General features: G+C 66.8%; 21 protein-coding genes and 1 tRNA gene. 10 read left to right on the forward strand and 12 right to left on the reverse strand.

The window, feature by feature from the left end:
• The first annotated feature begins 11 nt into the window (after positions 1–11).
• Positions 12–1,232 (forward strand): multidrug effflux MFS transporter, encoded by a 1,221-nt coding sequence (locus ACFSCW_RS02330; protein ID WP_380886489.1) that lies wholly within the window; start codon positions 12–14, stop codon positions 1,230–1,232.
• Here the strand turns inward: ACFSCW_RS02330 and ACFSCW_RS02335 are convergent.
• Positions 1,229–1,657, reverse strand: a complete 429-nt coding sequence (locus tag ACFSCW_RS02335; RefSeq protein ID WP_380886491.1) for an OsmC family protein — start codon at positions 1,655–1,657, stop codon at positions 1,229–1,231. The two genes, ACFSCW_RS02330 and ACFSCW_RS02335, sit on opposite strands and share 4 nt — an antisense overlap.
• A 72-nt stretch (positions 1,658–1,729) precedes the next feature.
• Between ACFSCW_RS02335 and ACFSCW_RS02340 the strand changes: the two genes are divergently transcribed.
• Complete coding sequence (locus tag ACFSCW_RS02340; RefSeq protein ID WP_380886493.1) at positions 1,730–2,014, forward strand: DNA primase; 285 nt, start codon at positions 1,730–1,732, stop codon at positions 2,012–2,014.
• Positions 2,015–2,017: 3 nt separating this feature from the next.
• On the opposite strand, the gene ACFSCW_RS02345 is transcribed toward ACFSCW_RS02340, so the two are convergent.
• Genes ACFSCW_RS02345 through purE form a run of 3 tightly spaced genes read right to left on the reverse strand, consistent with a single transcriptional unit; the run spans position 2,018 to position 5,745 of the window.
• On the reverse strand, positions 2,018–4,129 hold the full coding sequence (locus ACFSCW_RS02345) for a PQQ-dependent dehydrogenase, methanol/ethanol family (RefSeq protein ID WP_380886496.1): 2,112 nt from the start codon (positions 4,127–4,129) through the stop codon (positions 2,018–2,020).
• Positions 4,130–4,180: 51 nt separating this feature from the next.
• Positions 4,181–5,260, reverse strand: a complete 1,080-nt coding sequence (locus tag ACFSCW_RS02350) for a 5-(carboxyamino)imidazole ribonucleotide synthase (RefSeq protein WP_380886498.1) — start codon at positions 5,258–5,260, stop codon at positions 4,181–4,183.
• Positions 5,257–5,745, reverse strand: a complete 489-nt coding sequence (gene purE, locus ACFSCW_RS02355) for a 5-(carboxyamino)imidazole ribonucleotide mutase (RefSeq protein WP_380886500.1) — start codon at positions 5,743–5,745, stop codon at positions 5,257–5,259. The genes ACFSCW_RS02350 and purE overlap by 4 nt, the downstream gene beginning before the upstream one ends.
• A 92-nt stretch (positions 5,746–5,837) precedes the next feature.
• On the opposite strand from purE, the gene ACFSCW_RS02360 reads away from it, so the two are divergent.
• Positions 5,838–6,389 (forward strand): GGDEF domain-containing protein, encoded by a 552-nt coding sequence (locus tag ACFSCW_RS02360; RefSeq protein WP_380886502.1) that lies wholly within the window; start codon positions 5,838–5,840, stop codon positions 6,387–6,389.
• Positions 6,390–6,393: 4 nt separating this feature from the next.
• Here ACFSCW_RS02360 and ACFSCW_RS02365 read toward each other — a convergent pair whose 3' ends face one another.
• The 6 genes from ACFSCW_RS02365 to ACFSCW_RS02390 all read right to left on the reverse strand — a co-directional run bounded on the left by ACFSCW_RS02365 (position 6,394) and on the right by ACFSCW_RS02390 (position 11,715).
• Positions 6,394–6,555, reverse strand: coding sequence for a hypothetical protein (locus tag ACFSCW_RS02365; RefSeq protein WP_380886503.1), 162 nt, complete (start codon positions 6,553–6,555; stop codon positions 6,394–6,396).
• 95 nt (positions 6,556–6,650) lie between these two features.
• A complete protein-coding gene (gene mprF, locus ACFSCW_RS02370) occupies positions 6,651–9,191 on the reverse strand; it encodes a bifunctional lysylphosphatidylglycerol flippase/synthetase MprF (protein WP_380886505.1) in 2,541 nt (846 codons plus the stop codon).
• Positions 9,182–9,910: an AcvB/VirJ family lysyl-phosphatidylglycerol hydrolase gene (locus ACFSCW_RS02375; RefSeq protein WP_380886506.1), complete on the reverse strand. Its 729-nt coding sequence runs from the start codon at positions 9,908–9,910 to the stop codon at positions 9,182–9,184. The genes mprF and ACFSCW_RS02375 overlap by 10 nt, the downstream gene beginning before the upstream one ends.
• A gap of 34 nt (positions 9,911–9,944) precedes the next feature.
• Positions 9,945–10,892 (reverse strand): cation diffusion facilitator family transporter, encoded by a 948-nt coding sequence (locus ACFSCW_RS02380; protein ID WP_380886508.1) that lies wholly within the window; start codon positions 10,890–10,892, stop codon positions 9,945–9,947.
• A 24-nt stretch (positions 10,893–10,916) separates the two neighbouring features.
• Positions 10,917–11,450 carry a hypothetical protein gene (locus ACFSCW_RS02385; RefSeq protein WP_380886510.1) on the reverse strand — a complete coding sequence of 178 codons (534 nt, stop codon included), beginning with the start codon at positions 11,448–11,450 and terminating at the stop codon, positions 10,917–10,919.
• Positions 11,451–11,640: 190 nt separating this feature from the next.
• Positions 11,641–11,715, reverse strand: a tRNA-Gly gene (locus ACFSCW_RS02390).
• Positions 11,716–11,857: 142 nt separating this feature from the next.
• On the opposite strand from ACFSCW_RS02390, the gene ACFSCW_RS02395 reads away from it, so the two are divergent.
• Genes ACFSCW_RS02395 through ACFSCW_RS02405 form a run of 3 tightly spaced genes read left to right on the forward strand, consistent with a single transcriptional unit; the run spans position 11,858 to position 13,565 of the window.
• On the forward strand, positions 11,858–12,754 hold the full coding sequence (locus tag ACFSCW_RS02395) for a tetratricopeptide repeat protein (protein WP_380889984.1): 897 nt from the start codon (positions 11,858–11,860) through the stop codon (positions 12,752–12,754).
• Entirely contained in the window at positions 12,754–13,377 is a 624-nt protein-coding gene (locus ACFSCW_RS02400) for an LON peptidase substrate-binding domain-containing protein (RefSeq protein ID WP_380886512.1), read from the forward strand. The genes ACFSCW_RS02395 and ACFSCW_RS02400 overlap by 1 nt, the downstream gene beginning before the upstream one ends.
• Positions 13,374–13,565, forward strand: a complete 192-nt coding sequence (locus ACFSCW_RS02405; RefSeq protein WP_380886514.1) for a Trm112 family protein — start codon at positions 13,374–13,376, stop codon at positions 13,563–13,565. The genes ACFSCW_RS02400 and ACFSCW_RS02405 overlap by 4 nt, the downstream gene beginning before the upstream one ends.
• Before the next feature lie 74 nt (positions 13,566–13,639).
• Here the strand turns inward: ACFSCW_RS02405 and ACFSCW_RS02410 are convergent, their stop codons facing one another.
• Complete coding sequence (locus tag ACFSCW_RS02410; protein ID WP_380886516.1) at positions 13,640–14,845, reverse strand: UbiH/UbiF/VisC/COQ6 family ubiquinone biosynthesis hydroxylase; 1,206 nt, start codon at positions 14,843–14,845, stop codon at positions 13,640–13,642.
• A gap of 96 nt (positions 14,846–14,941) precedes the next feature.
• On the opposite strand from ACFSCW_RS02410, the gene ACFSCW_RS02415 reads away from it, so the two are divergent.
• The 4 genes from ACFSCW_RS02415 (at position 14,942) to ribA (ending at position 19,966) form a co-directional block, all read left to right on the forward strand.
• Positions 14,942–17,266, forward strand: coding sequence for an FtsK/SpoIIIE family DNA translocase (locus tag ACFSCW_RS02415; protein ID WP_380886518.1), 2,325 nt, complete (start codon positions 14,942–14,944; stop codon positions 17,264–17,266).
• 64 nt (positions 17,267–17,330) lie between these two features.
• Positions 17,331–17,942 (forward strand): LolA family protein, encoded by a 612-nt coding sequence (locus tag ACFSCW_RS02420; protein ID WP_380886520.1) that lies wholly within the window; start codon positions 17,331–17,333, stop codon positions 17,940–17,942.
• 192 nt (positions 17,943–18,134) lie between these two features.
• Positions 18,135–18,926: an exodeoxyribonuclease III gene (locus ACFSCW_RS02425; protein WP_380886522.1), complete on the forward strand. Its 792-nt coding sequence runs from the start codon at positions 18,135–18,137 to the stop codon at positions 18,924–18,926.
• Positions 18,927–18,928: 2 nt separating this feature from the next.
• On the forward strand, positions 18,929–19,966 hold the full coding sequence (gene ribA, locus ACFSCW_RS02430; RefSeq protein WP_380889986.1) for a GTP cyclohydrolase II: 1,038 nt from the start codon (positions 18,929–18,931) through the stop codon (positions 19,964–19,966).
• Positions 19,967–20,713: 747 nt separating this feature from the next.
• Here the strand turns inward: ribA and ACFSCW_RS02435 are convergent.
• Positions 20,714–21,505, reverse strand: coding sequence for a hypothetical protein (locus ACFSCW_RS02435; RefSeq protein ID WP_380886524.1), 792 nt, complete (start codon positions 21,503–21,505; stop codon positions 20,714–20,716).
• Positions 21,506–21,516: the final 11 nt, after the last annotated feature.

A 21,516-nucleotide genomic window follows, 5' to 3' on the forward strand; every position in this document is an offset into this window, starting at 1 on the left:
ATGTGGGGCCGATGCACGCACCGGCAGCCCCGTCGCGGCCCGAAGTGGGTTTCCGCGAGTTCGTCGCCATTGTCGCCGCGTTGATGGCGATGGCTGCGCTGCAGATCGACACGATGCTGCCGGCGCTGCCTGCGATCGGGCATAGCCTGCGCGTCGCCAATCCGAACGACCGGCAATGGGTGATATCCGCATTCATGGTCGGTTTCGGCGCGGCGCAGATCGTGCACGGACCGCTGTCGGACCGATTCGGCCGGCGGCCGGTGCTGCTGACCAGCCTGGCGGTCGGCGTTCTCTGCAATCTCGTCGCGGCGATTGCAGCGACGTTCCCGCTGCTGCTTGCCGCCCGCGTCGCCGCCGGCGCCGCCACGGCATCGTCGCGCGTGCTCTCGACCTCAATCGTGCGCGACCGGTTCGCTGGCGACGCGATGGCGCGGGTGATGAGCCTCATCACCATCGTGTTCATGGTCGTTCCGATCGCTGCGCCCAATCTCGGTCAGCTGATCCTCTGGCTCGCGCCCTGGCGGTGGATTTTCTACGTGCTGACCGCGGCCGGTCTGCTGACGTTCCTGTGGGTTGCGCTGCGACTGCCGGAAACGCTCGATCCCACCAATCGCCTGCCGCTGAGCGCGCGCCGCATCGGCGCGGGATTCCGGTTCGTGCTCACCGATCGGCTGGCGCTGGGCTACACCGCCGGTTCCACCGCATTGCAGGGCGGGCTGTACGGCTTCCTGCTTTCGGTCCAGCAGATCTTCGAAAGCGAATTCCACGCCGCCAATCTCTTTGCGCCCGTATTCTCCGTGATGGCGGGCAGCATGGCGGTCGCCGCTTTCCTGAACTCGCAGATCGTGATGCGCTTCGGCGCACGGGCCGTCTCCCACCGCGCCGTGATCGGTTATTCGATTATCGCGGCCGCCCATCTCGCCTTGGCACTCACGGGCCGTGAAACGGTGCTGACTTTCGCCGTGCTGCAGGCGCTGATGATGAGCTGCTTTGGCCTTGCCGCCGCGAACTTCAATGCGATCGCCATGGAGCATATGGGCAGGCTAGCCGGCACCGCGTCCAGTGTGCAGGGCCTGATCCAGACGATCGGCGGCATCGCCATCGGCGCGACCGTTGGCGCCGCGTTCAACGGCACCACCGTTCCGCTCTACACCGGATTCACGGTCTGCGGCCTCGCCGCTATCGCCGCAGTCGCCTTCGCTGAACCGGCTCGACTGTTCGGCCGGAGCTAACGCTCGAGCCGGTGCTCCAGCGTGATTTCGGTGTTGAACAGCTTCGAGATCGGACAGTTGGCCTTCGCATCGGCGGCGATCCGGGCAAACTCCGCTTCCTCGATGCCGTCCACCTGCGCGGTGAGCGTCAGCGCCGATTTGGTGATCTTGAAACCGTTGCCGTCCTTGTCGAGCGTAACGGCGGCCTTGGTCTCCAGCCGGCCGGCGGTGTAGCCGGCGCCGGCGAGCGCAAAGCTGAGCGCCATCGTGAAGCAGCCGGCATGAGCGGCGGCGGCCAGCTCTTCCGGGTTTGTGCCGGGCTCGTCGCCGAAGCGAGTGTTGAAGCCATAGGGCTGATCGTTCAGCACGCCCGACTGGGTGGTGAGATGGCCTTTCCCGTCTCTGCCGAAGCCGTCGTAGCGCGCGGTTGCCGTGCGTGTCGTCATGCTCTTCCTCCTCAAGCGGAACTTCGGTTCGGGGCGCCTCGTTTCCCACAAGCAAGTGACGGAGGAAAGACGATGGACGGGCGGGTAGAGCCGAAATCTTCGGACGGGGACATTGAGGGACTGGACGATTCGCAGCGCGCCGAGGTCCATGCCTATGAAGGCGGCGGCCCGACCGACGGCGAAGTGCTGACCGATATGACGCGCGACCGCGGCGAGGACTTCGTCGAGGACGACCGCCCGGCCGAGATCATGCCGGAGGAAGTCGACGCGCTCGGCATGTCGATCATCACGCCCGAAGACCTGGGCGACGCGGTGCTCGACGGCGACATCGACGCCGAGCTGGACGACGACCAGTAACCGCTACTTCATTCCCATGATCGTCAGATCGTGCGTCTTGGCCCAATTGGCCTCGTCGATCACATAGGCGCGGGCGGCCTCTGCACCTGTCGCATCGATCACCTTGGCGAAGCTCACCATGCCGCGCTCGTGCAGCGCGCCGCCGATGACGATGCTTTGCCACGTCTGGGCGTCGCCAAGCACGGGCGAATGGCGGAGGTCGGGCGTTACGCCGCCACTGACGGCATTGGCGCCGTGGCAGACCTGGCAATAGCGGCCGAACACCGCCTTGCCTTGCGCGACCTGAGCGGCAGATGCCGTCGCCGCCGGCGGATTGAACGGTTCGGGCACTTGCGCGGGGAAAGGCGGCAGTGCGGCTTTCCCGCCGAGCTTCAGCACGATCAGGCGCGGGATGCTCGGCACCTTGTTGGCCGCGCCACCGGCATATCCTGAGGTCAGCGCCCAGGCGCCGCCGCGGCTGGTGGTGAACGCGATATACTGGATGCCGCCGATGCTGTAACTCGAAGGCGCCGCAAGCACGCCCGATTGGACCGGCAGCGCCCAGAGCTGCTTGCCGCTGTCCGCCGCATAGGCGCGGAACTCGCCGAGCGCCGTGCCCTGAAAGACAAGATTGCCGGCCGTTGCGAGCGTGCCGCCGTTCCAGGGCGTGGGATAGTCGACGCGCCACCGCGCTTTGCGCGCGACCGGGTCCCAGGCGACCAGCCCGCCTTTGGTTGCGGCGACCGCGGCTTTGATGAAGGCTGGATCGGCCGGGAGCATCCCTTCGGCCATATTCGCGGCGACGTTGAAGCCGACGCTTTTCCGGCTGGCGTCTTCGGTGGAGAGCGGCGGGATATAGCCGAAGCCGATATCGTTGACGGGCAAGTAAACGAGGCCGGTGGTGGGCGAGAAGCTCATCGGCTGCCAGCTATGCGCACCGATCGGGGCAGGGGCGGCGAGGAACGGCTTGCCCTTGCTGCCATAGCGCGCGTCGGGGTTCTCGATCGGCCGCCAGGTCGTGGGGTCATAGCCGGTGGCCCAATTGACCGGCGTGAACATGTCGACGCTGATCGGCTTGCCGGTGGTACGGTCGAGCACGAAGAAGAAGCCGTTCTTGGGCGCGTGCAGCAGCACTTTTCTGCCAGCCAGTTCGGCGAGGATGATCGGCTGGGTGGCGGTATAGTCCCAGCTCTCGGCCGGCGTTTCCTGATAGTGCCATTTGTACGCGCCGGTGTTCGGGTCGAGCGCGACGATCGAGGACAGGAACAGATTGTCGCCCTGGCCTTCGCTCCTGACCTGGTGGTTCCACGGGCTGCCGTTGCCGACGCCGAGATAAAGCTGGTCGAGATCCGGGTCGTAGACGATCGCGTCCCACGCGGTGCCGCCGCCGCCGGACTGCTTCCATTGGCCGTTCGCGCTCCAGCTTGCGAACGCCTTCGCCATGATCGGGTCGGAAATCTCGCCGTCCGGCTGGCCTGTCGGGTTGGGCACGGTGTAGAAGCGCCATCGTTTCTTGCCGGTCGCCGCGTCATAGGCAGTGACGTAGCCGCGCACCCCGAACTCCGCGCCGCCATTGCCGATGATCACCATGTCCTTCACGACGCGCGGTGCGCCGGTGATGGTGTAGGGCTTGGCCGGATCGGTGGTCTGCACGCTCCAGATTTGCCGCCCCGTCCCGGCGTCGAGCGCGATCAGCCGCCCGTCGAGCGTGCCGAGATAGAGCTTGCCCTTCCACATCGCGACGCCGCGATTGACGACGTCGCAACAGGCCTGGACGCCCTTGTCCCCCATGACTTTCGGATCGAAGCTCCAGAGCGGCTTGCCGCTGACGGCGTCGAATGCGAACACCTTGGACCAGGGACCGGTGACGTAAAGGGTGCCGTCCACCACGACGGGCGTCGCTTCCAGCCCGCGTGCGTCCGGCAGGTCGGCGAACCATGCGATGCCGAGCTGGCTGACGGTCCTGTCGTTGATCTGGACGAGCGGGCTGAACCGCTGTTCCTTGTAGTCGCGCCCGACCGAGGGCCAGTCCGTGCCGCTGCCGCCCTTGGTCAGATAGGCGCCGTCGACCACCACTCCTGGCTTTGCATAAGCCGCAACACCCAGCACCAGTGCCGCCGCAACCACCGCCCGCATCCCGCTCTCCCTTTATTTTCAGGCGAGTGTGCGTCAGTCCGTTGCGATTTGCTACGGCTTTTCGGCGGCGCGGATCACGCGCGTGACATGGCCCATCTTGCGGCCGGGCCGGACGTGCTTGCCGTAGAGGTGCAGCTTGGCACCCGGATCGTCGACGATCTCGCGCCAATCGTTCGCCGCCTCGCCGATCAGGTTCCGCATCTCGGCCCGCACGCCCGTGCGCGCGGTCGAGCCGAGCGGCAGGCCGCAGACGGCGCGGATGTGGTTCTCGAACTGCGACGTCACCGCGCCTTCGATCGTCCAGTGGCCGCTATTGTGCACGCGTGGCGCCATTTCGTTGAACACCGGGCCATGTGCCGTCGCAAAGAACTCCAGCGTCAGCAGCCCGATATGATCGAGCGCGTCGGCGACCTTGCGCGCCAGCGCGATCGCTTCCGGCGCCTGCGCCAGCACGAGACTGCGTGCCGGCACGGTAGACGTGTCGAGAATGCCGTTGGTGTGGACATTGTCGGGCGTGTCCCACACCGCCGTCTCGCCGCCCGCGCCGCGGCAGAGGAGCACCGAAAACTCGGCGTCGAACTCGACGAAACCTTCCAGCACCGACGGCGCGCCGCCGATCTCCCGCCACGCCTCGCCCAGATCGGAGCCGTCGCGAAGCCGGACCTGGCCCTTGCCGTCATAGCCGAGGCTGGAGGTCTTCAGGATCGAGGGCGCGCCGATCTCCTCGAACGCTTCGCGAAGCTGGTCGAGCGTCGCGACGGCGCGGAACGGCGCGGTGTGGCCGCCAAGCTTGCGCACCAAGCTCTTCTCGCGCTCGCGGACGCGCGAGATTTCGAGCGACCGCTTGCCCGGCCGGATCGGCACCAGCGCTTCCAGCTGGTCGAGCGCTTCGGGTGGCACGTTCTCGAACTCGTAAGTGACGACGCCTACCCGCTCGGCGAAACGCGTGAGCGCCTGCTCGTCGTCATAGCCGGCCTGGGTCCATTCTGCGCTGACTTCCGTCGCCGGGCCGCTCGCCTCGGGCGCGTAGATGTGCGTGCGATAGCCAAGCTGCGCCGCGGCTATGGCAAGCATGCGGCCGAGCTGCCCGCCGCCCAATATGCCGATCGTCGAACCGGGCGGCAGAATCATTCGGGCTCGGCCGCGACCGAGTCGCTCTGCCGCTTGCGCCACGCCTCGAGCCGGCCGGCGAGCGCATCGTCCTCGTTGGCAAGGATTGCCGCGGCGAAGAGGGCAGCGTTGACGGCGCCCGGCTTGCCGATGGCAAAGGTCGCGACCGGGATGCCCCCCGGCATCTGCACGATCGAGAGCAGGCTATCGAGGCCGTTCAGTGCCTTGGATTCGATCGGCACGCCCAGCACCGGCACCGGCGTCATCGAAGCGGTCATGCCTGGCAAATGTGCGGCGCCGCCGGCCCCGGCGATAATCGCTTTCAGTCCACGATCGGCCGCCGATTTCGCATATTCGTAAAGCCGCTCGGGCGTGCGGTGGGCGGAGACGATGCGCGCTTCGTGGCTGATGCCGAGCGACCCCAGAATTTCGGCGGCGTGGCGCATCGTCGGCCAATCCGACTGGCTGCCCATGATGATGCCGACGAGCGGCTGAGAGTCGGCCATCTGACGCCCCGCTTTTGGAGCGCCGCGCTGTAACGGCGTGGTGTCGCTTTTTCAACGTTTCGCGATATGACTAAGGCTCAACGGGGAAATGGATGCAGAGCGATATCGACCAGAGCGCGGAAAATGAGGCGCTGAAGGCGCGGATTGCAGAGCTCGAAGCGAAGATCGAGAAGCTGGAGCGGCTGGCCGACAGCGACACGCTGACGCCGCTGCCCAATCGGCGCTTCTTCTTCCGTGCGGTCGAGCGGGCGATCGCGCAACGCGGGCGTCACGGAACGCCGGCGGCGGTGCTGTTCATCGACGTCGACGGGCTCAAGCACATCAACGATGCGCATGGGCACGGCGTCGGCGATCAGGCGCTGATCCACACGGCCTGGGTGCTGCGCGAGAAGATCCGGTCCAGCGACGTCGTCGCGCGGATCGGCGGCGACGAATATGGCGTGCTTTTGGAATATGCCGATGAGGCCGGCGCGCACGAGAAAGCGAGCGCGCTGGAAGCGGCGGTCGCGGGGTCACCCCTGCACGGGCGCATTGCTTTGACGGCGTCGATCGGTGTGACGGCGCTTGAACCGGGGGACACGCCGGAAACCGCGCTCGCGCGCGCCGATTCGAGCATGTACGACGCGAAACGGCGGCGCGGCTGACGCGCTAGAGGCGGAACTCCGCCCCTTCGCGGATGCGGCGCTCGAGCGCCTTCTTCATCGGCTCGACCTCGTCCCGGGCTGGAATAGCCTCCGACCTCATCAGCAGCATCGCGCAAGCGACCGCAAGCGCGATGAAGGCGATGAGCATGAACGAAATCCAAAACATCCGAAAACTCCCCGGCGGCCAATCGCTTCGTAAGCGAAATGGTTCCGCCGGCCTGTGCTATACCGCACAGGCGCGCGAACAAGGCGAATAGGTGGTTAACCTCCAATCAGTCCGGCGACGTCGATCAACGCGCGCCAGCCTGCGAGCCCGTCGGGCGTGGCGATGTAGCGCGGCACCCAGACCGGATCGAATTTCTGCTTGTAGGAGCGCAGGCCCGAAAAGCCGTAGAAGCGCTCGCCATGCTCGAACAGCGTCGCGCCCGCGCGCGACCAGAGTGGCGCGAGGGGACTGTCAGTCAGGCCGGACAGCGGGGCAAGGCCGAGGTTGAACCGTTCGAAGCCTTGGTGCGCTCCCCACTGCATCAGGCTGACGAACAGCAGGTCCATCGTTCCATAAGGCGCGTCGGGCGGGTGGCGCATCAGGTCGACCGACAGCTCGCGGCCGTCCTGGGTCTTCCAGAGGTTGGCGAAGGCGACGATGTGTTCGCCCTGCCGAAGCACCGCGCAATCGAAGCGCAAGAGATAAGCGGCATCGAACCGGCCGAGGCTGAAGTTCTTTTCCCGCTTCTTCTTGTCCTCGAGCCAGAGATCGGAAACCGATCGCAGTTCGTCCAGATGTGCGGGAACATCCGCGCGGGGTAGGATCTCGAACCGGAGCCCCGCCGCCGCCGCGCGGTTGACCGAATAGCGCAGCGACTTGCGCGCGCTACCCCCCAAGCTGAAGCCCGAGCGGAGATCGATCAGCGCTTCCTCGCCATATTTGATCGGCCGCAGCCCGAGCTCTACCAAGATCGGCAGCATGTCCGCGCTTGCCTGATAGAAGCAGAGCCGGGCGTGGAATCGATCGGCCAGCGCACGCGCCATCCATGCCAGTTCGGACCAATCGCGTCGCGGCCCGACCGGATCGCCCATAACTACGAGACTGCGCCCGCGCTGGCGGTACATCAGAAAAGCTTCGCGAGAGCGAGCGATCAGGAACGCCTTGTCGCCCGTGTAGGCGAGCATCGCGTCCGAGCGGGCGGCTTGGCGGAACGCGGCCTCGGCTACGTCCGCGGGAAGAACAGAATCGCCTTTGTCCACCGCGGGCGCGGCGGTCAGGCGCCACACGGAAAAGCCGATGACGACCAGTGTCGAGGCCAGTGCCGCGCGCAGAAAGCGCGGCGCGCTGCCATGATGCCAGGCGAAGCTCAGCCAGAGCTCGTTCGAATAGGGCACGTGCTTATAGGCGAGAAACCCGACCCAAACGCTGAGCACGATCGCGCCGAGCGCTGCCGCCCACCACCAGTCGCCCGGCGGCGCGCCGGCCAACCCACCGCGCCGGTAGAAGATGCGCCGGCCAAGATGCAGCACGCCGAGCGCGAGCAGCATCAGGCTCGCTTCTTCATAGTCGAAGCCCTTGAGCAGCGAAAACACCGCACCGGCGAGGAGCAGGATGCGGGCGAGGATCAGCCCGCTTTTGAGCCGCGCCTGCAGCGCCGGGGCGAGCAGGATCAAGGCCACGCCGGTTATGCTGGCGGAGAGGTGCGCGGCTTCGACCAAAGAGAGCGGCAACAGCTCGCGCAAAGCCTGCATCCGGTCCTTGACCGCCGGCAGCGCGCCGGAAAGCAGCAGAACCAGCCCCGCGCCGAACATTGCGAGCGCCAGGAACGACGGCGCCGCGGCGCGGGCGATGCCGCGGAGCGGGAAGCGTCCGGCGGACAGTGGCGCGGCGATCCGATGCCGCTCCAGATAAACGGTCAGTCCGCCGGCGACGACCAGAGGAAGCACATAATAAATGAGCCGGTAGAGCAGCAGCGCGGCGAACACGCGCTCGGGCGGGCCGGGCGCGATCGCCAGCATGGTCGCCTCGAACACGCCCACGCCGCCGGGCACATGCGTCACCAGCCCGGCGATGATCGCCAGCGTGTAGGCAAGGAAAAAGCCGGGGAGGCTGCCGATCGATTGCCCCGGCACGAGCACGAACAGCGCCGCCGCGGCGCATAACAGGTCGAGCATCGAGACGAGCAATTGCGCGGCGATTTCGGGCAGCGACGGCAGCGGCACCGTCAGCCGGCCCCAGCCAAGTGAGCGCCGTCCTGCGGCGCGCAGCAAGACCGGCAGCAGCGCCGCGGCGATCAGCCATGCGCCGAGCAGCGGGCCGGCGCTCGCTTTGCCGCCGGTCAGTAGCAGCGCGAGGCCCGACAGCGCGAACACGCCGCCCCAGAAATTGCCCGAGGCCAGCGCGGTGATCCGCGCGACGTCGGACAGGCTGAGCCCTGCAGCCGAATAGGTCCGCCAGCGTGCGGAGCCCCCGGTCAGCAACGAGAAGCCGAGATTATGGCTGAGCGTGTAGCTGGTGAATGACGCAAGCGCCGCCGTGCGCCACGGCAGCGGGCGACCGATCGTGCGGAGCGCGAACCAGTCGTAGAGCGTCAGCGCGAGGTAGCTGGCGGCCGTCAGCGCGACCGCGCGCGCGATCTGCGCCGAGTCCACTTCGGCGACGGCTGCCCTGATGTCCTTCAGATGCACCGTCGCAAGCAGGCGATGGATCGCGAACAGCGCGAGCAGCGCGATGGCGAGGGCGGCCGCCGGCGCGAGATAGCTCGCGCGCTTGCGAAGCCAGGCGTGCATCGCCCCAAGGGCATCGGTCAACGCCATTGCGGTCCCAGCATCTCGTCCAGCGACTTCATGATCGTGCGAGTGAGCAACTCATGGTTTCGCTGCAGAAAATGGCCGCCCGGCAGCACCGCCCGCCGCGCATTGCGTTGGGTGAGGACCGGGCACAGGCTGTCGCGTTCCGCGGAGCCCTGCACGCAGACGATCGGAAGCCAGTCGATCCGCGCCGCTTCTTCCGACCCGGCATCGGGAGCCGTGTGATATGTCAGATTGCTCGGATCGGCGCGGAAGAACGCATCCGATCCCGGCACCACCAGTACGGCCGCCGCGACCTTGGGTCGCAGGACGGGTGGCAGATCCCGTAGGCCGACCCGCGCGATATCGGCGCCGAAAGACTGGCCCATCAGCAGCACTTGCGATGCGCCCGTCCGCTTGAGTGCGTCGCGGATCGCATGCGCCACGATCCGATCGGTCTCGGCGCGCGTCTTGCGCGTCGGAAAAGCGGCGGGCGAGCTGATGCCGAGCACCGGCACGCCCTTGTCCTTCAGCGCCACTGCGATGTGCGAGCTCATGCCATAGCGCAGGCCTAGATCGCCGGAGAATAGCACTGCGGCGTATTTCGGGCGGCGCGGCCCCGCATCGAAGAACCGGTCCGGATCGCGGTCGAAGAAACCGACCGACCATGCGAGCGCGGCCAGTCCCGCCGCCACGAGAGCGAGCGTGGCCCACAACCACCGCCGGTACCGCCTTGCCATGATCATGTGCGTCGGTCGCGCCGGCCCCTCTCGGCAGACGCTAGTCCTGCACGCGGCCCGCTGCAATCGCCTGAACTTGATCGCGCCGTGACTGGGGGCGAATGAACACCCGGAACAGCTCGGCATGGCGCGCGCGGATCGTCTGTTCGAGCCGTTCGATCAGGTCCTCGACGTCCGGCACCCGCAATTTGTCGTCGATCTCGATGCCGATGGTCGCGATCACCTGATCGGGCGCAAGCTGCGACGTCGTCACGTCGACCACGTCCAGCACGCACGGGTCCGCCACGGCGGCCTCGCGGATCGAGGCGCTGAGCTCCGGCGCGGCGCGCTCGCCGATCAGCAGCGCCTTGCTCTCGCGCGCGAGCAGCACGGCCACCACCGCGAGCACCAGACCAATCAGGATCGAGGCGGTGCCGTCGATCCAGGGTGCGTCGAGCGCGAGCGCCAGCCAGGTGCCGATCGCCGCGATCACGATGCCGAGCAGGGCGGCCGAATCCTCGAACAGCACCATGAAGGTGGTCGGATCCTTGCTGATCTTGAACGCTTTCCAGAACCGCTCGCCGCCTTTCGCGCCCTGGAAGCTTTTCCAGCCGAACCACCAGGATATGCTCTCGAACACGAAGGACGCGCCCAGCACCGCGAAATTGATCCAGGGACGCGTCATCGCTTCCGGATCGCGGATATGAACCACGCCTTCATAGGCGGACACGCCCGCGCCGACCGCGAAAATCAACAGTGCAACGACGAAGCACCAGAAATAGAGCTCGCGCCCATAGCCGAACGGGTGCTTGGCGTCGGGAGGTTTGGAAGCGCGGTGCTGGCCGTAGAGCAGCAGCACTTCATTCCCCGAATCGACGAGCGAATGCACCGCTTCGCTGAGCATCGCGGAGCTGCCTGTGATCGCCGCCGCCACGCCTTTGGTGGCTGCGATCAGCAAATTGCCGGCCAGCGCCGCGATGATCGCCGTTCGCGACGATGTTTCCGCCATAGGGGCGACAACCGGCGCCCGCGCCTAAGGTTGCCGCGCAAGCTCCCGCCGGGCGATCAGCGCGATCGGCAGGCCGACCAGCGCCATATGCGTGAACAGCGTGCCGATCAGCAGCGGCATATTGTTCTTGGGCCTGATCGCGCTGAAGCTCTCGCAGAGCCGCGCGGCGATCTCGCCAAAGCTGCCCGCGAAATGGCCGGACGTATGTGCCGCCGACAAGGGCGCGACGACATAGTTCATCGCGACGTAGAGGCCGAAGCCATAGAGCAGGCCCCCGATCACCGGATGCGCGATCAGTGTCGGCCAACGCCGTGCGGCAGCGACGAACACCGCGGCCATGCAGGTCGCGATGCCGAAATGGGTGGCGAGGCCGAGCAAAGCCGTCAGCGCCCCGCCCGCCATCGAATTCTCACGCCCGACCCAACCGGCCGCGACGGACTGCAGCACGTTCTCGGGTGTCAGGTTGAACGGCGCCATGCCGTAGACGATGAAGGCGTAGAGAATGTCGAGCGTGCCGCCTGCAAGCCCGCCTTTGACGATTGCCGATTTGGTGCTCATGCGCCTCCCCCGTTTTGCGGCGAGGATTAGCATTGTGGGGGACAGCCGCACGCAGCGTTCGACGAACGACATCGGGTGGAGGGTGGATGCGCGTCGTGGCGAAGCCACGCCGTCGGTCCTCGCTTGTGCGAGGCCGGCCGAGCGCGCTGCGATTTCTTGAAATAGCTGCCGCTATTTCGCGGCGGCGCGCTGGAGCGGGCGAAGGGATTCGAACCCTCGACCCCGACCTTGGCAAGGTCGTGCTCTACCCCTGAGCTACGCCCGCTCTGGCGTCTTGCCCCGGCGAGGCGGGGCGGGTGAGGCGGGGCTGATAGCGGGCGAATCCCCCCCGCGCAAGCCCCTTGGCAGCGCAAGGCTTTCCCCCACATAGAGCCTGCGATAACGGAGAAAACATGGCCAGTTTGGGATTGAGCGCTGCCGAGCGCGAAGCGGTCGAGGCTTTCAAGCGCGACGTGGTCGAGCCGTCGATGACGCAGCTCGTCATCCTCGATTTCTGGGCGGAATGGTGCGGCCCCTGCAAGGCGCTGACGCCGGTGTTGGAGAAAGTCGCCGCCGACTATGCCGATCGCGGCGTCGTGCTCAAAAAGATCAACGTCGACGAGAACAAGATGATCGCGGCGCAATTCCGTGTCCAGTCGATCCCGACCGTCTATGCGCTGTTCCAGAGCCAGCTCGTCGCCGACCTGACGCCGGCGCGCACCGAAAAGCAGCTTGCTCAGTATCTCGACCAGATCCTGAAGCAGTTGCCCGTGCAGGGCGAAGCGCAGGCGCTGGAAGCCGAGCTCGAGCCGCTGATCGCGATGGGCGAGCAGGTGCTGTCCGAAGGCGATTCGGAACGCGCGCTCGGCATCTTCTCGCAACTGCAGGAAATGGCGCCGGAGGACCCGGCCGTGATCTCCGGCCTGGCGCGCGCGCTGGTCGGGACCGGCCAGGTCGACGATGCCGCCGGGCTGATCGAGGCGCTGCCCGAAGCGGTGCGCAAGGATCCTGCCGTGGCGCGTGCCGAAAGCGCGATCGCGCTTGCTCGCGAGGCGCAGCCGGTGGACGATTTGTCGGCACTGCAGCAGCGGATCGCCGCCAATCCCGACGATCTCGATGCTCGCTACGAGCTGGCGGGCGGGCTGATGGCCTCCGGTGACCGCGATGGTGCGGCCGACCAGCTTCTCGCGATCATCCAGGCCGACCGGGGGTGGAACGAGGGCGCAGCGCGCTCGCGGCTGCTGAAGCTGATGGAAGTCGTTGGTCTCGAAGACCCTTGGACGTCGGCGACGCGGCGGCGCCTCTCGGCGCTGCTGTTTACCTGATGAGCACGGTCTCGCGGCTGTCGATCTTTCCGCTGGGCGGGGCGCTGCTGTTTCCGCGCATGCAGTTGCCGCTCCACATCTTCGAGCCGCGCTACCGGGCGCTGGTCAGCGATGCGATGGCGCGCGACCGGCGCATCGGGATGATCCAGCCGCTGCCCGGCGCGGGCGAGCCGCCGGCCTTGTTCGATGTCGGCTGCGTCGGGCGCATCGCCCATGTCGAGGCGCTGGACGATGGCCGCTACAACATCGTGCTGGAGGGACTTGCCCGGTTCCGTGTGGTCTCCGAACTGGACGTCACGACACCGTTTCGCCAGGTCGAAGCGGAGCTCGAAGAGGACATTCCGGCCGATCCGCTATCGCTCCTGCAGCGTGCCTCGCTGGAAACCGAATCGCGCCGCTATGCCGAGGCGCAGGGATATGCCGTCGACTGGAACGCGGTCTCGCGCCTGGACGACGAGTCGCTGGTCAACGGCATTGCCCAGATCGCCCCTTTCGACGTCGCTGCCAAGCAGGCGCTGCTGGAAGCGGACAATCTGGAAGACCGCGCCGAGCTGATCATCCAGCTCATGCAGTTCTTCAGCCGGCACAGCGGCGACCAGGACGATCCGGTGACGCTGCAATGATCGATCCGAAGCTGCTTGACATACTGGTATGCCCGATCACGCGCACCAAGCTGCGCTATGACGAGGCGGCGCAGGAGCTGGTCTCGGAAGCCGCGGGCCTCGCCTACCCGATCCGCGACGGCGTGCCGGTCATGCTACCGGAGGAGGCGCGAGCCCTCGATTCCCCTCCCGCTCGCGGGAGGGGTTAGGGGAGGGCTTGTCCCGCCCGCTCCAAATTTTAAGACAGGCCCTTCCCAGCCCCTCCCGCAAGCGGGAGGGGAGTTCAAACCGTCAATCCCGCCAACAGCTTCGGCTTGTCGCCATATTCGCCGCGCGCTTCGGCCATGAAGAAGCTCTTCAAGGGGGCGATGCGCTGCACGGCGGAAAGGCCGAAGCGGCGGACCGCGGAGGCGGTCTCGCCTGGAAGGCCGAACAGGCGCGCAAGGCCGTCCGTGGAGGCGGCGACCAGTAAAGTGTCGAGGCTCCGCCAGCGCTCGTAGCGCTTCAGCAATTGTGCGTCGCCGAGATCGAGGCCCAGCCGCGCACCTTCGACCAGCACTTCGGTGAGCGCCGCGGCGTCGCGTAGGCCGAGGTTCAGACCCTGACCCGCGATCGGGTGGATGCCGTGGGCGGCGTCGCCGACCAGCGCCAGCCGCTGATCCGTGATCCTGCCGGCATGGTGGAAGCCGAGCGGGTAGGAGGAGAGCGGCGCGATCACGGTCAGCTCGCCGAGCAGCCCGCCCATCTTCGCCTTTAGCTCCGCCGCGAAGCCGCGCGGGCCGAGCTTCAGATAGCCGGGCGCATCCGCCCTCGCGACCGACCACACCAGCGCCGAACGATTCCCCGGCAGCATCGGCAGGATCGCGAACGGGCCTTCGGGATAGAAGATTTCATAGGCGATATTGTCGTGCGGCTTCTCGTGCTCGACCGCGGCGATGATCGCGCTGTGCTCATACTGCCAGCGCGCAACGTTGATGCCGGCGGCGGCGCGGGTGGGCGAGTTTCGGCCCTCGGCGGCGATCAGCAGCGGCGCTTTCAGCTCGCGCCCGTCCTCCAGCATCACGCTGACGCCATGCTCGCCGCGGTCGGTCGCGACCGGCCGCGCCGGCATCAGCAGCATGACGTTCTTCGCCTCGCCCGCCGCCGCGTGCAGCGTCTGACGCAGCAGCCGGTTCTCGAACATGATGCCGAGTGGCTCGTCGTCGGCATCCGGCGCGAAATCGAGCGCGCCGGGCCTCAGGCCGTCGCTGACGCGGATCGCGGCGATCGGACAGCCCTTGCCCTCCAGCCGATCGCCCAGCCCGATCGCCTGCAGCATGTTCCAGCTCGCGCTCGCAATTGCCGAGGCGCGGCCGTCAAAGCCGGGCGCCAGCACCGTTTCCGGATTGGCGGGATCGACCACAATGCTGCTCAACCCGTGCGCGTCGAGCGCGAAGGCGAGCGTCAGTCCGACCAGCCCGCCGCCAAGGATAATCACGTCGCTCTGCATATTGAGGCCTTTAGACGCAGCACGGCTTGACGGGGAGTCCGCGGTCGGCGAATTGTTCGCGCGGAACATTTGGCGGACAAAGCCGGGGGAGTTCGGGTGGCAACGCGGGTCGCAGAGCAGGAGAGCCCAGGCTGGCGCGAGGCGATCGCGCGCGGCTTCGCGCGGAGCTGGGCCTTGGCCGGGGCGATCGCGCTTGCCGGATTCACGTTCCTGATCGGCCTGTCGCTGGTCAGCTATCATCCGAGCGATGCGGCGCTGAACACGGCCGCGGGCGGCGTGCCGCAGAACTGGGTGGGCGATGCCGGCGCCTGGATGTCCGACGTGCTGCTGTCGCTGTTCGGCCCCGCGGTCGGTCTGTTGCTGCCGCTGCTGCTGATCATGGCGCTGCGGCTGTGGCACGATCGCTTCGTCGGCCGCTGGAAGCGCAACCTACCGCTGGCTTTGCTCGGCGTGCTGCTAGTCGGGAGCGCGCTCGCGCTGCTCAGCGACACCGCGATTGCGGGCCTTCCCGCCGGGCTCGGGGGTGCGCTCGGCTATTTGGGTGCCAAGCTCTACGGGCTTGGGCTCCACGCGATTCCGGATTCCGCGATTCGCTGGTGGGTGCAGACGGCGGTGATCCTGCTGAGCGGGCTCGCCGGCGTCATCGTCTGGGCGATCAGCCTGGAGCTCGACGAGATCGAACGGGACTGGCTGTTCCGTCGCCGCGAAGCCGGATTCGACGACGATTATGACGGCGAAGTCTTCCGCCCGGCCAAGGTCGCGAAGACGCCGAAGCTGCCGCCGGTCAAGCGCCCGCAGGTCGAAGCGGACGATCGGCCGCCGCCGGTCATCTCCGTTCCCGAAAAGGCGAAAGCGGAGAAAAAGCCGGCTGCTACCGCGCCCGTCCAGACCAGTTTCGATCTCCGCGACCGCTATACGCTGCCGCCGCTCGATCTGCTGAAAGCCGCGCCGCCCTCAACCGGCGGCCCGCTGGACAAGGCAGCGCTGGAGCGCAATGCGCGGCTGCTCGAAAGCGTGCTCGACGATTTCCATGTAAAGGGCTCGATCGTCGAGGTCCGTCCCGGTCCGGTGGTCACGATGTACGAGCTGGAACCGGCCGCCGGCATCAAGGCCAGCCGCGTCATCCAGCTTGCCGACGACATTGCCCGCAACATGTCGGCGCTGTCGGCCCGCGTCGCGACCATCCCCGGCCGCAGCGTGATCGGCATCGAGCTGCCCAACCAGAAGCGCGAATCGGTGGTGCTGCACGAGCTGGTCGGGAGCGGTGCGTTCGAAGAGCAGGGCGGGGCGCTGCCGATCATTCTGGGCAAGAACATCGCCGGCGATCCGGTGATCGCGGACCTGGCGCCGATGCCGCACCTGCTCGTCGCCGGCACCACCGGATCGGGCAAGTCGGTCGGCCTCAATGCGATGATCCTGTCGCTGCTCTACCGGCTGACCCCGGATCAGTGCCGGATGATCATGATCGATCCGAAGATGCTGGAGCTCAGCATCTACGACGACATTCCGCACCTGCTGTCCCCGGTCGTGACCGAGCCGCCCAAGGCGATCCGCGCGCTGCGCTGGGCGGTCGAGCAGATGGAGGAGCGGTACCGGATGATGGCCTCCGTCAGCGTCCGCAGCCTGGCCAGCTTCAACGACAAGGTGCGGGTCGCCAAGGCCAAGGGCCAGCCGCTCGGCCGCCGCGTCCAGACCGGATACGACGCCGAGACCGGCCAGCCGATCTACGAGGAAGAGCAGCTCAGCTTCGAGCCGCTGCCGCAGATCGTCGTGATCGTCGACGAGCTCGCCGACCTTATGATGACGGCCGGCAAGGAAGTCGAGTTCCTGATTCAACGCCTCGCGCAAAAGGCGCGCGCCGCCGGCATCCACCTGATCATGGCGACGCAGCGCCCCTCGGTCGACGTCATCACCGGCGTTATCAAGGCGAACTTGCCGACGCGTATCAGTTTCCAGGTCACGTCGAAGATCGACAGCCGCACGATCCTGGGCGAGCAGGGCGCCGAGCAGCTCCTCGGCAAGGGCGACATGCTCTATATGCCCGGCGGCAAGCAGATCGTGCGCGTGCATGGCCCCTTCGTGTCCGACGACGAGGTCCGCGCGGTCGCCGACCATTGGCGCGCGCAAGGCACGCCCGATTACATCCAGGCGGTCACCGAAGAGCCGGAAGACGGCCAGTTCGAGTTCGATGGCGCGCCCAAGGGCGACGACAGCCCGGAGGATGCGCTCTACCGCAAGGCGGTGCAGATCGTGGCCGAGAGCCAGAAGGCCTCGACCAGCTACGTCCAGCGCCAGCTCCGCGTCGGCTACAACAGCGCGGCGCGACTGATCGAGCGCATGGAACAGGAAGGCAAGGTGAGCCGCCCCGACCATGTCGGCCGCCGCGAAGTGCTGATCGACACGACCGGCGAACCGATCTGAGGATCGTTCCGGGTTCAGTTCGCGTTCAAGGCGGAATTCCTACCGCCGCCGCCCGGAGATTTTGATGCGCTTTCGACCTGCCCTTGCCGCTTTCGCTTCGCTCGCGCTGACGGCGCCGGCCGTCGCCCAGCCGAACGTCATCGCGAAGGTGCAGCAGCATCTGCGCGGCGTGCAGACGATGACGGCGGATTTCGTGCAGACCGACCGCAAGGGCAAGGCGCTGACCGGCAAGGTCACGCTGAAGCAGCCGGGCAAGATCCGCTTCCAATATGGCGACGGCGTGCCGATCCTGATCGTGGGCGACGGGCGGGTGCTGCACTTCATTGATTACCAGGTTCGCCAAGTCTCCAAATACCCGATCGGGGGCTCGCCGCTCGACATTCTGCTCAACCCGAAGCGCGACCTGTCGCGGATCGCACGGGTCGTTCCATCAGCCGCACCGGGCGTGATCACGATCCTCGCCCGCGATCCGCAGCGCCCCCAATTCGGGTCGATCACGCTGGCCTTCACCGAGAATGCGAGCGCTCCGGGCGGCATCATGCTGGAAGGCTGGGTCGCGCTCGATGCGCAAAACAACCGCACCACGGTCCGGCTTTCGAACCAGCGGCTGAACGGCCCCGTCGCCGATACGGTATTTCTGTGGGACGATCCGCGTCCGAAGAAGAAAGCTGGCTAACCGTTCATCTTTGGGACAGGTTTGCAGGACTAGGCGTCCACACGCGGAGAGGGGCTTTTGGCGGGATTTCCCCCTGTTGCCCGCCCGGAGAGCCCCCTCCCACCAGCGTGACGAACGCTCGGTCGGCCCCCGCTCCAAGCCCCCGGAGCGGGGGTCTTTCCTTGTCGGGGCCCGCTCCCTAAGTCGAAGCCCGTGAACAGTCTCAAGCTTGCCTCCTGGAACATCAACTCGGTCCGCTTCCGGATCGAGATCGTCGAGCAATTTTTGCGCGAAGAAGCGCCAGACATCCTGTGCCTGCAGGAAACCAAGGTCGAGAATACTAGCTTCCCGCTCGCCGCCTTCCATGCGCTCGGTTACGACCATGTGCTGCTGAACGGCCAGCGGATGCACCACGGCGTCGCCATCATCTCCAAGCTGCCGCTGGTCGAGGAGGTGCGCAACGACTGGCAGGCGAACGGCGAAGCGCGCCATCTGGGCGTGCGCCTGCCGAACGGGGTGCGGCTGGAGAATGTCTATGTGCCCGCCGGCGGCGACATTCCGAACCGCGATCTCAATCCGAAATTCGGCCAAAAGCTCGACTTCCTCCAGCGGATGACCGACTGGTCGGAAACGGTGCGGGTGCCGACGATCATGGTCGGCGATTTCAACGTGGCGCCGCTGGAATGCGACGTGTGGAGCCACAAGCAATTGCTCGACGTGGTCAGCCACACGCCGATCGAGGTCGAGACGCTGGGCAAGCTGCAGGCCGCGCACGACTGGGTCGATCTCGGCCGCCGCTTCGTGCCGGCGCCGGAGCGCTGCTTCACATGGTGGAGCTACCGCGCGAAGGACTGGGCGGCCTCGGACCGCGGACGCCGGCTCGATCATATGTGGGCAAGTCCCGAACTGGCCGGCAGCGCGACGGGGCATATGGTGCACGAGCCGTGCCGGAGCTGGCTGAAGCCCTCCGACCATGTGCCGCTGGTGACGGAGTTTTCTTTTTGAGCATGCCGGCGGTCGCGCGCGCGATCGACGCGTTGCGCCGCGGCTGGCCGGTGGCGATCGGGCCGTTTTCGTTGCTCGCGATCGATACGGCGGATGCGGGGCAGCTCGCGGCATTCGATCCCGATAGCCAAGCCGATGTGCTGCTTTCCGCCAGCCGGGCGGAGACGCTGAAGCTCGCGAACCAGCGCGAGGCGGCCAATCCCGGCCATGCCGTGCGGATCGAGCGCGCGCCCTGGCTCGATTTCGACGCCGCGACGGCGCTGGCCGATCCGGCGCTCGACCTCGCCACGCCGTTCAAGGGGCCATTCCGCGCGATTGCAGCCGGGGACCAGCAAGCAGCCGATGCTGCGCTGGAGCTGGCGCGGATCGCCGGAGTGCTGCCGGCTTTTTTCGTGCTGGAGCGCGTCGGCGCGGATGCGCTGAGCCCGGCGGACATCGACGTTTTTTCCGACCCCGCCAATCTTCGGCTCGCGACGCGGGCGCGGCTGCCGGTCGAGGCGGACGAAGGCGCGGAGATCGTCGCTTTCCGCACGGCGGACGGCGGCGACATGCACGTCGCACTGATCCTTGGGGGGCCCGACGGCACGCCGCCTCTGGTGCGGCTGCACAGCGAGTGCCTGACAGGCGACGTGCTCGGCTCGCTGAAGTGCGATTGCGGGCCGCAGCTCCACGCCGCGCTCAAGGAGATCAGCGGCGCCGGCTGGGGCATCCTTCTGTATCTCAGGCAGGAAGGGCGCGGCATCGGGCTGGTCAACAAGCTGCGCGCCTATGCGCTGCAGGATCAGGGTTTCGACACGGTCGACGCCAATACGCGCCTCGGCTTCCGCATCGACGCCCGCGACTTCCGCGTTGCCGCGCGCATGCTGGAGCTGCTCGGCCAACGCCGCATCCGCCTGCTCACCAACAATCCGATGAAAGTCGCCGAGCTTGAAAAAGCCGGCATCGAAGTGACCGAACGCGTGCCGCACCGCGTCGCCGCCAACCCGCACAACGAAAAATACCTCGCCACCAAACGCGACCGCACCGGCCACCAGCTTTGAGGTTCGTCGACAACGGGTGGTTGGCGGACGTTCCAGTGGTAAGGATGACGCATGTATCAACCGTGGCCAGATCGAGACCACCCGCCGAAATGGCGGGTTGCTCTTGCTTTCCTTTTGGCACCGGGCGTCGCCGCGCTGGTGATGGCAATCGCTTCGCCCGCCTATGAGGGCCTTCCGAGTTGGTTCGAGCGGGTATGGCGCTCGGCAGAAGCATACAGCTTGCTCGGAGCTTACCCGGCTGCGTTCGTTTTTGGGGTGCCAGCATATCATGCTCAGGCGGCACCTAAGGGGCCGGCTCGTTGGCTGCGTGGTGACTGGTGCTGTGGTGGCCTCACTGCCTTGGATCCTCCTCGTCTTGGCTGGCTCTGGCGCGTCCGAGGCGAGCGTCAACGGACGTGCGACGGTTATTAACGGTCACACCACCGCGTTTGGCTGGCTGCAGAATGCTGAGTTTGTCCTCGCCATAGGACTATTCGGGGCCGTGGGCGGCTTAGTGTTCTGGATCGTTGCTGTGGCAGGTCCTCGCACTTAAGAGGCAACTGCAACCTAATGTCGGCAACGTGTCGAACCTGACATTTCGCTGTCCTACAGGCCCCGCCGCTAATAGGCACTGAGTCGGCCACATTCGCCGGCCTCTTTGAACCGTCGAATGGTCGCGCAGGGGCGCGGACGAGACCAAGGCAAAGGTGACGAACAGAACGCGGTGCCGTGCACCTTTGTTACCTTTGGGGCGCTAATTGACTCCGGCTATTGCTTGCGTGCCGTGATCCGGAAAACGGCGCCGCCATCGGGATTGCGGGTCGCGATCTCCATTGTTCGGCCGTCCGGCGCCACGGTGAAGGTGCGGACCGCGACCAGCTTTCCGTCCTGCTTCACGCTTTCCTCGATCTGCCGGTCGCCGACGCGGCGCACGGCGGCGAGGAGAGCGCTTTTGTAGCTGGTGCGGATCGGCACATAATCGCCGCCGAGCCGGGCGATGAACGAAGTGCCGAGCGGCGTGCGATAGGTAAACATGCCGCCGTCCACCCGCAGCTCCGTCGTCCGTACTTCGGCCGGGACCGCGACATAGCGCACGCCCTGCCACGTCCCCGACACCGGGTGGGCTCCGGGCGGGGCAGGCGCGGTGCGGCGCGCGAGATATTCGGTGCGCAAGGCGGTCTTGATGCCGGGGCGGTGATCGATCGAGACGTAGGTGGCGCTTTGGTCGTCCGGCGCGACCGTCATCGTCGTGGTGCGGTCAAGGGCCGGGCTGACGATGTGGGTGACGATGGTCCGGGGGCCGGCGATCGTCACCGCTTCCGAGATCACGTCAGGAGCGCCGGGTATCGCGTGAGGCTGGCCGTCGGCCGGATAGGCGCGGGGCGGCGTGCAGCTTTTGCAGGCATAGCTGCCGTCCGCGACTAGGTAGATGTCCGTCGCGAGGCCGCTCTGGGTGTCGAGGTCCGCCACCCATTTGCCGTCGAAGGGGCTCTTCGCCGCGGCGGGCATGCTGGCCGGCAGCGTGATCGCCGCCGTTAAGATCAGCCTTGCTGCAGCCATTCCTTCTCCTC

The organism is Sphingomonas tabacisoli (genome assembly GCF_042678385.1).
In the GTDB taxonomy this organism is placed as follows: Bacteria; Pseudomonadota; Alphaproteobacteria; order Sphingomonadales; family Sphingomonadaceae; genus Sphingomonas_B; species Sphingomonas_B tabacisoli.

Excerpts from the sequence above, each read along its gene's own strand:
- ACFSCW_RS02330 (WP_380886489.1), top strand. The coding sequence starts at position 12 with ATGCACGCACCGGCAGCCCCGTCGCGGCCCGAAGTGGGTTTCCGCGAG.
- ACFSCW_RS02335 (WP_380886491.1), bottom strand. The coding sequence starts at position 1,657 with ATGACGACACGCACGGCAACCGCGCGCTACGACGGCTTCGGCAGAGAC.
- ACFSCW_RS02340 (WP_380886493.1), top strand. The coding sequence starts at position 1,730 with ATGGACGGGCGGGTAGAGCCGAAATCTTCGGACGGGGACATTGAGGGA.
- ACFSCW_RS02345 (WP_380886496.1), bottom strand. The coding sequence starts at position 4,129 with ATGCGGGCGGTGGTTGCGGCGGCACTGGTGCTGGGTGTTGCGGCTTAT.
- ACFSCW_RS02350 (WP_380886498.1), bottom strand. The coding sequence starts at position 5,260 with ATGATTCTGCCGCCCGGTTCGACGATCGGCATATTGGGCGGCGGGCAG.
- purE (WP_380886500.1), bottom strand. The coding sequence starts at position 5,745 with ATGGCCGACTCTCAGCCGCTCGTCGGCATCATCATGGGCAGCCAGTCG.
- ACFSCW_RS02360 (WP_380886502.1), top strand. The coding sequence starts at position 5,838 with ATGCAGAGCGATATCGACCAGAGCGCGGAAAATGAGGCGCTGAAGGCG.
- ACFSCW_RS02365 (WP_380886503.1), bottom strand. The coding sequence starts at position 6,555 with ATGTTTTGGATTTCGTTCATGCTCATCGCCTTCATCGCGCTTGCGGTC.
- mprF (WP_380886505.1), bottom strand. The coding sequence starts at position 9,191 with ATGGCGTTGACCGATGCCCTTGGGGCGATGCACGCCTGGCTTCGCAAG.
- ACFSCW_RS02375 (WP_380886506.1), bottom strand. The coding sequence starts at position 9,910 with ATGATCATGGCAAGGCGGTACCGGCGGTGGTTGTGGGCCACGCTCGCT.
- ACFSCW_RS02380 (WP_380886508.1), bottom strand. The coding sequence starts at position 10,892 with ATGGCGGAAACATCGTCGCGAACGGCGATCATCGCGGCGCTGGCCGGC.
- ACFSCW_RS02385 (WP_380886510.1), bottom strand. The coding sequence starts at position 11,450 with ATGAGCACCAAATCGGCAATCGTCAAAGGCGGGCTTGCAGGCGGCACG.
- ACFSCW_RS02400 (WP_380886512.1), top strand. The coding sequence starts at position 12,754 with ATGAGCACGGTCTCGCGGCTGTCGATCTTTCCGCTGGGCGGGGCGCTG.
- ACFSCW_RS02405 (WP_380886514.1), top strand. The coding sequence starts at position 13,374 with ATGATCGATCCGAAGCTGCTTGACATACTGGTATGCCCGATCACGCGC.
- ACFSCW_RS02410 (WP_380886516.1), bottom strand. The coding sequence starts at position 14,845 with ATGCAGAGCGACGTGATTATCCTTGGCGGCGGGCTGGTCGGACTGACG.
- ACFSCW_RS02420 (WP_380886520.1), top strand. The coding sequence starts at position 17,331 with ATGCGCTTTCGACCTGCCCTTGCCGCTTTCGCTTCGCTCGCGCTGACG.
- ribA (WP_380889986.1), top strand. The coding sequence starts at position 18,929 with ATGCCGGCGGTCGCGCGCGCGATCGACGCGTTGCGCCGCGGCTGGCCG.
- ACFSCW_RS02435 (WP_380886524.1), bottom strand. The coding sequence starts at position 21,505 with ATGGCTGCAGCAAGGCTGATCTTAACGGCGGCGATCACGCTGCCGGCC.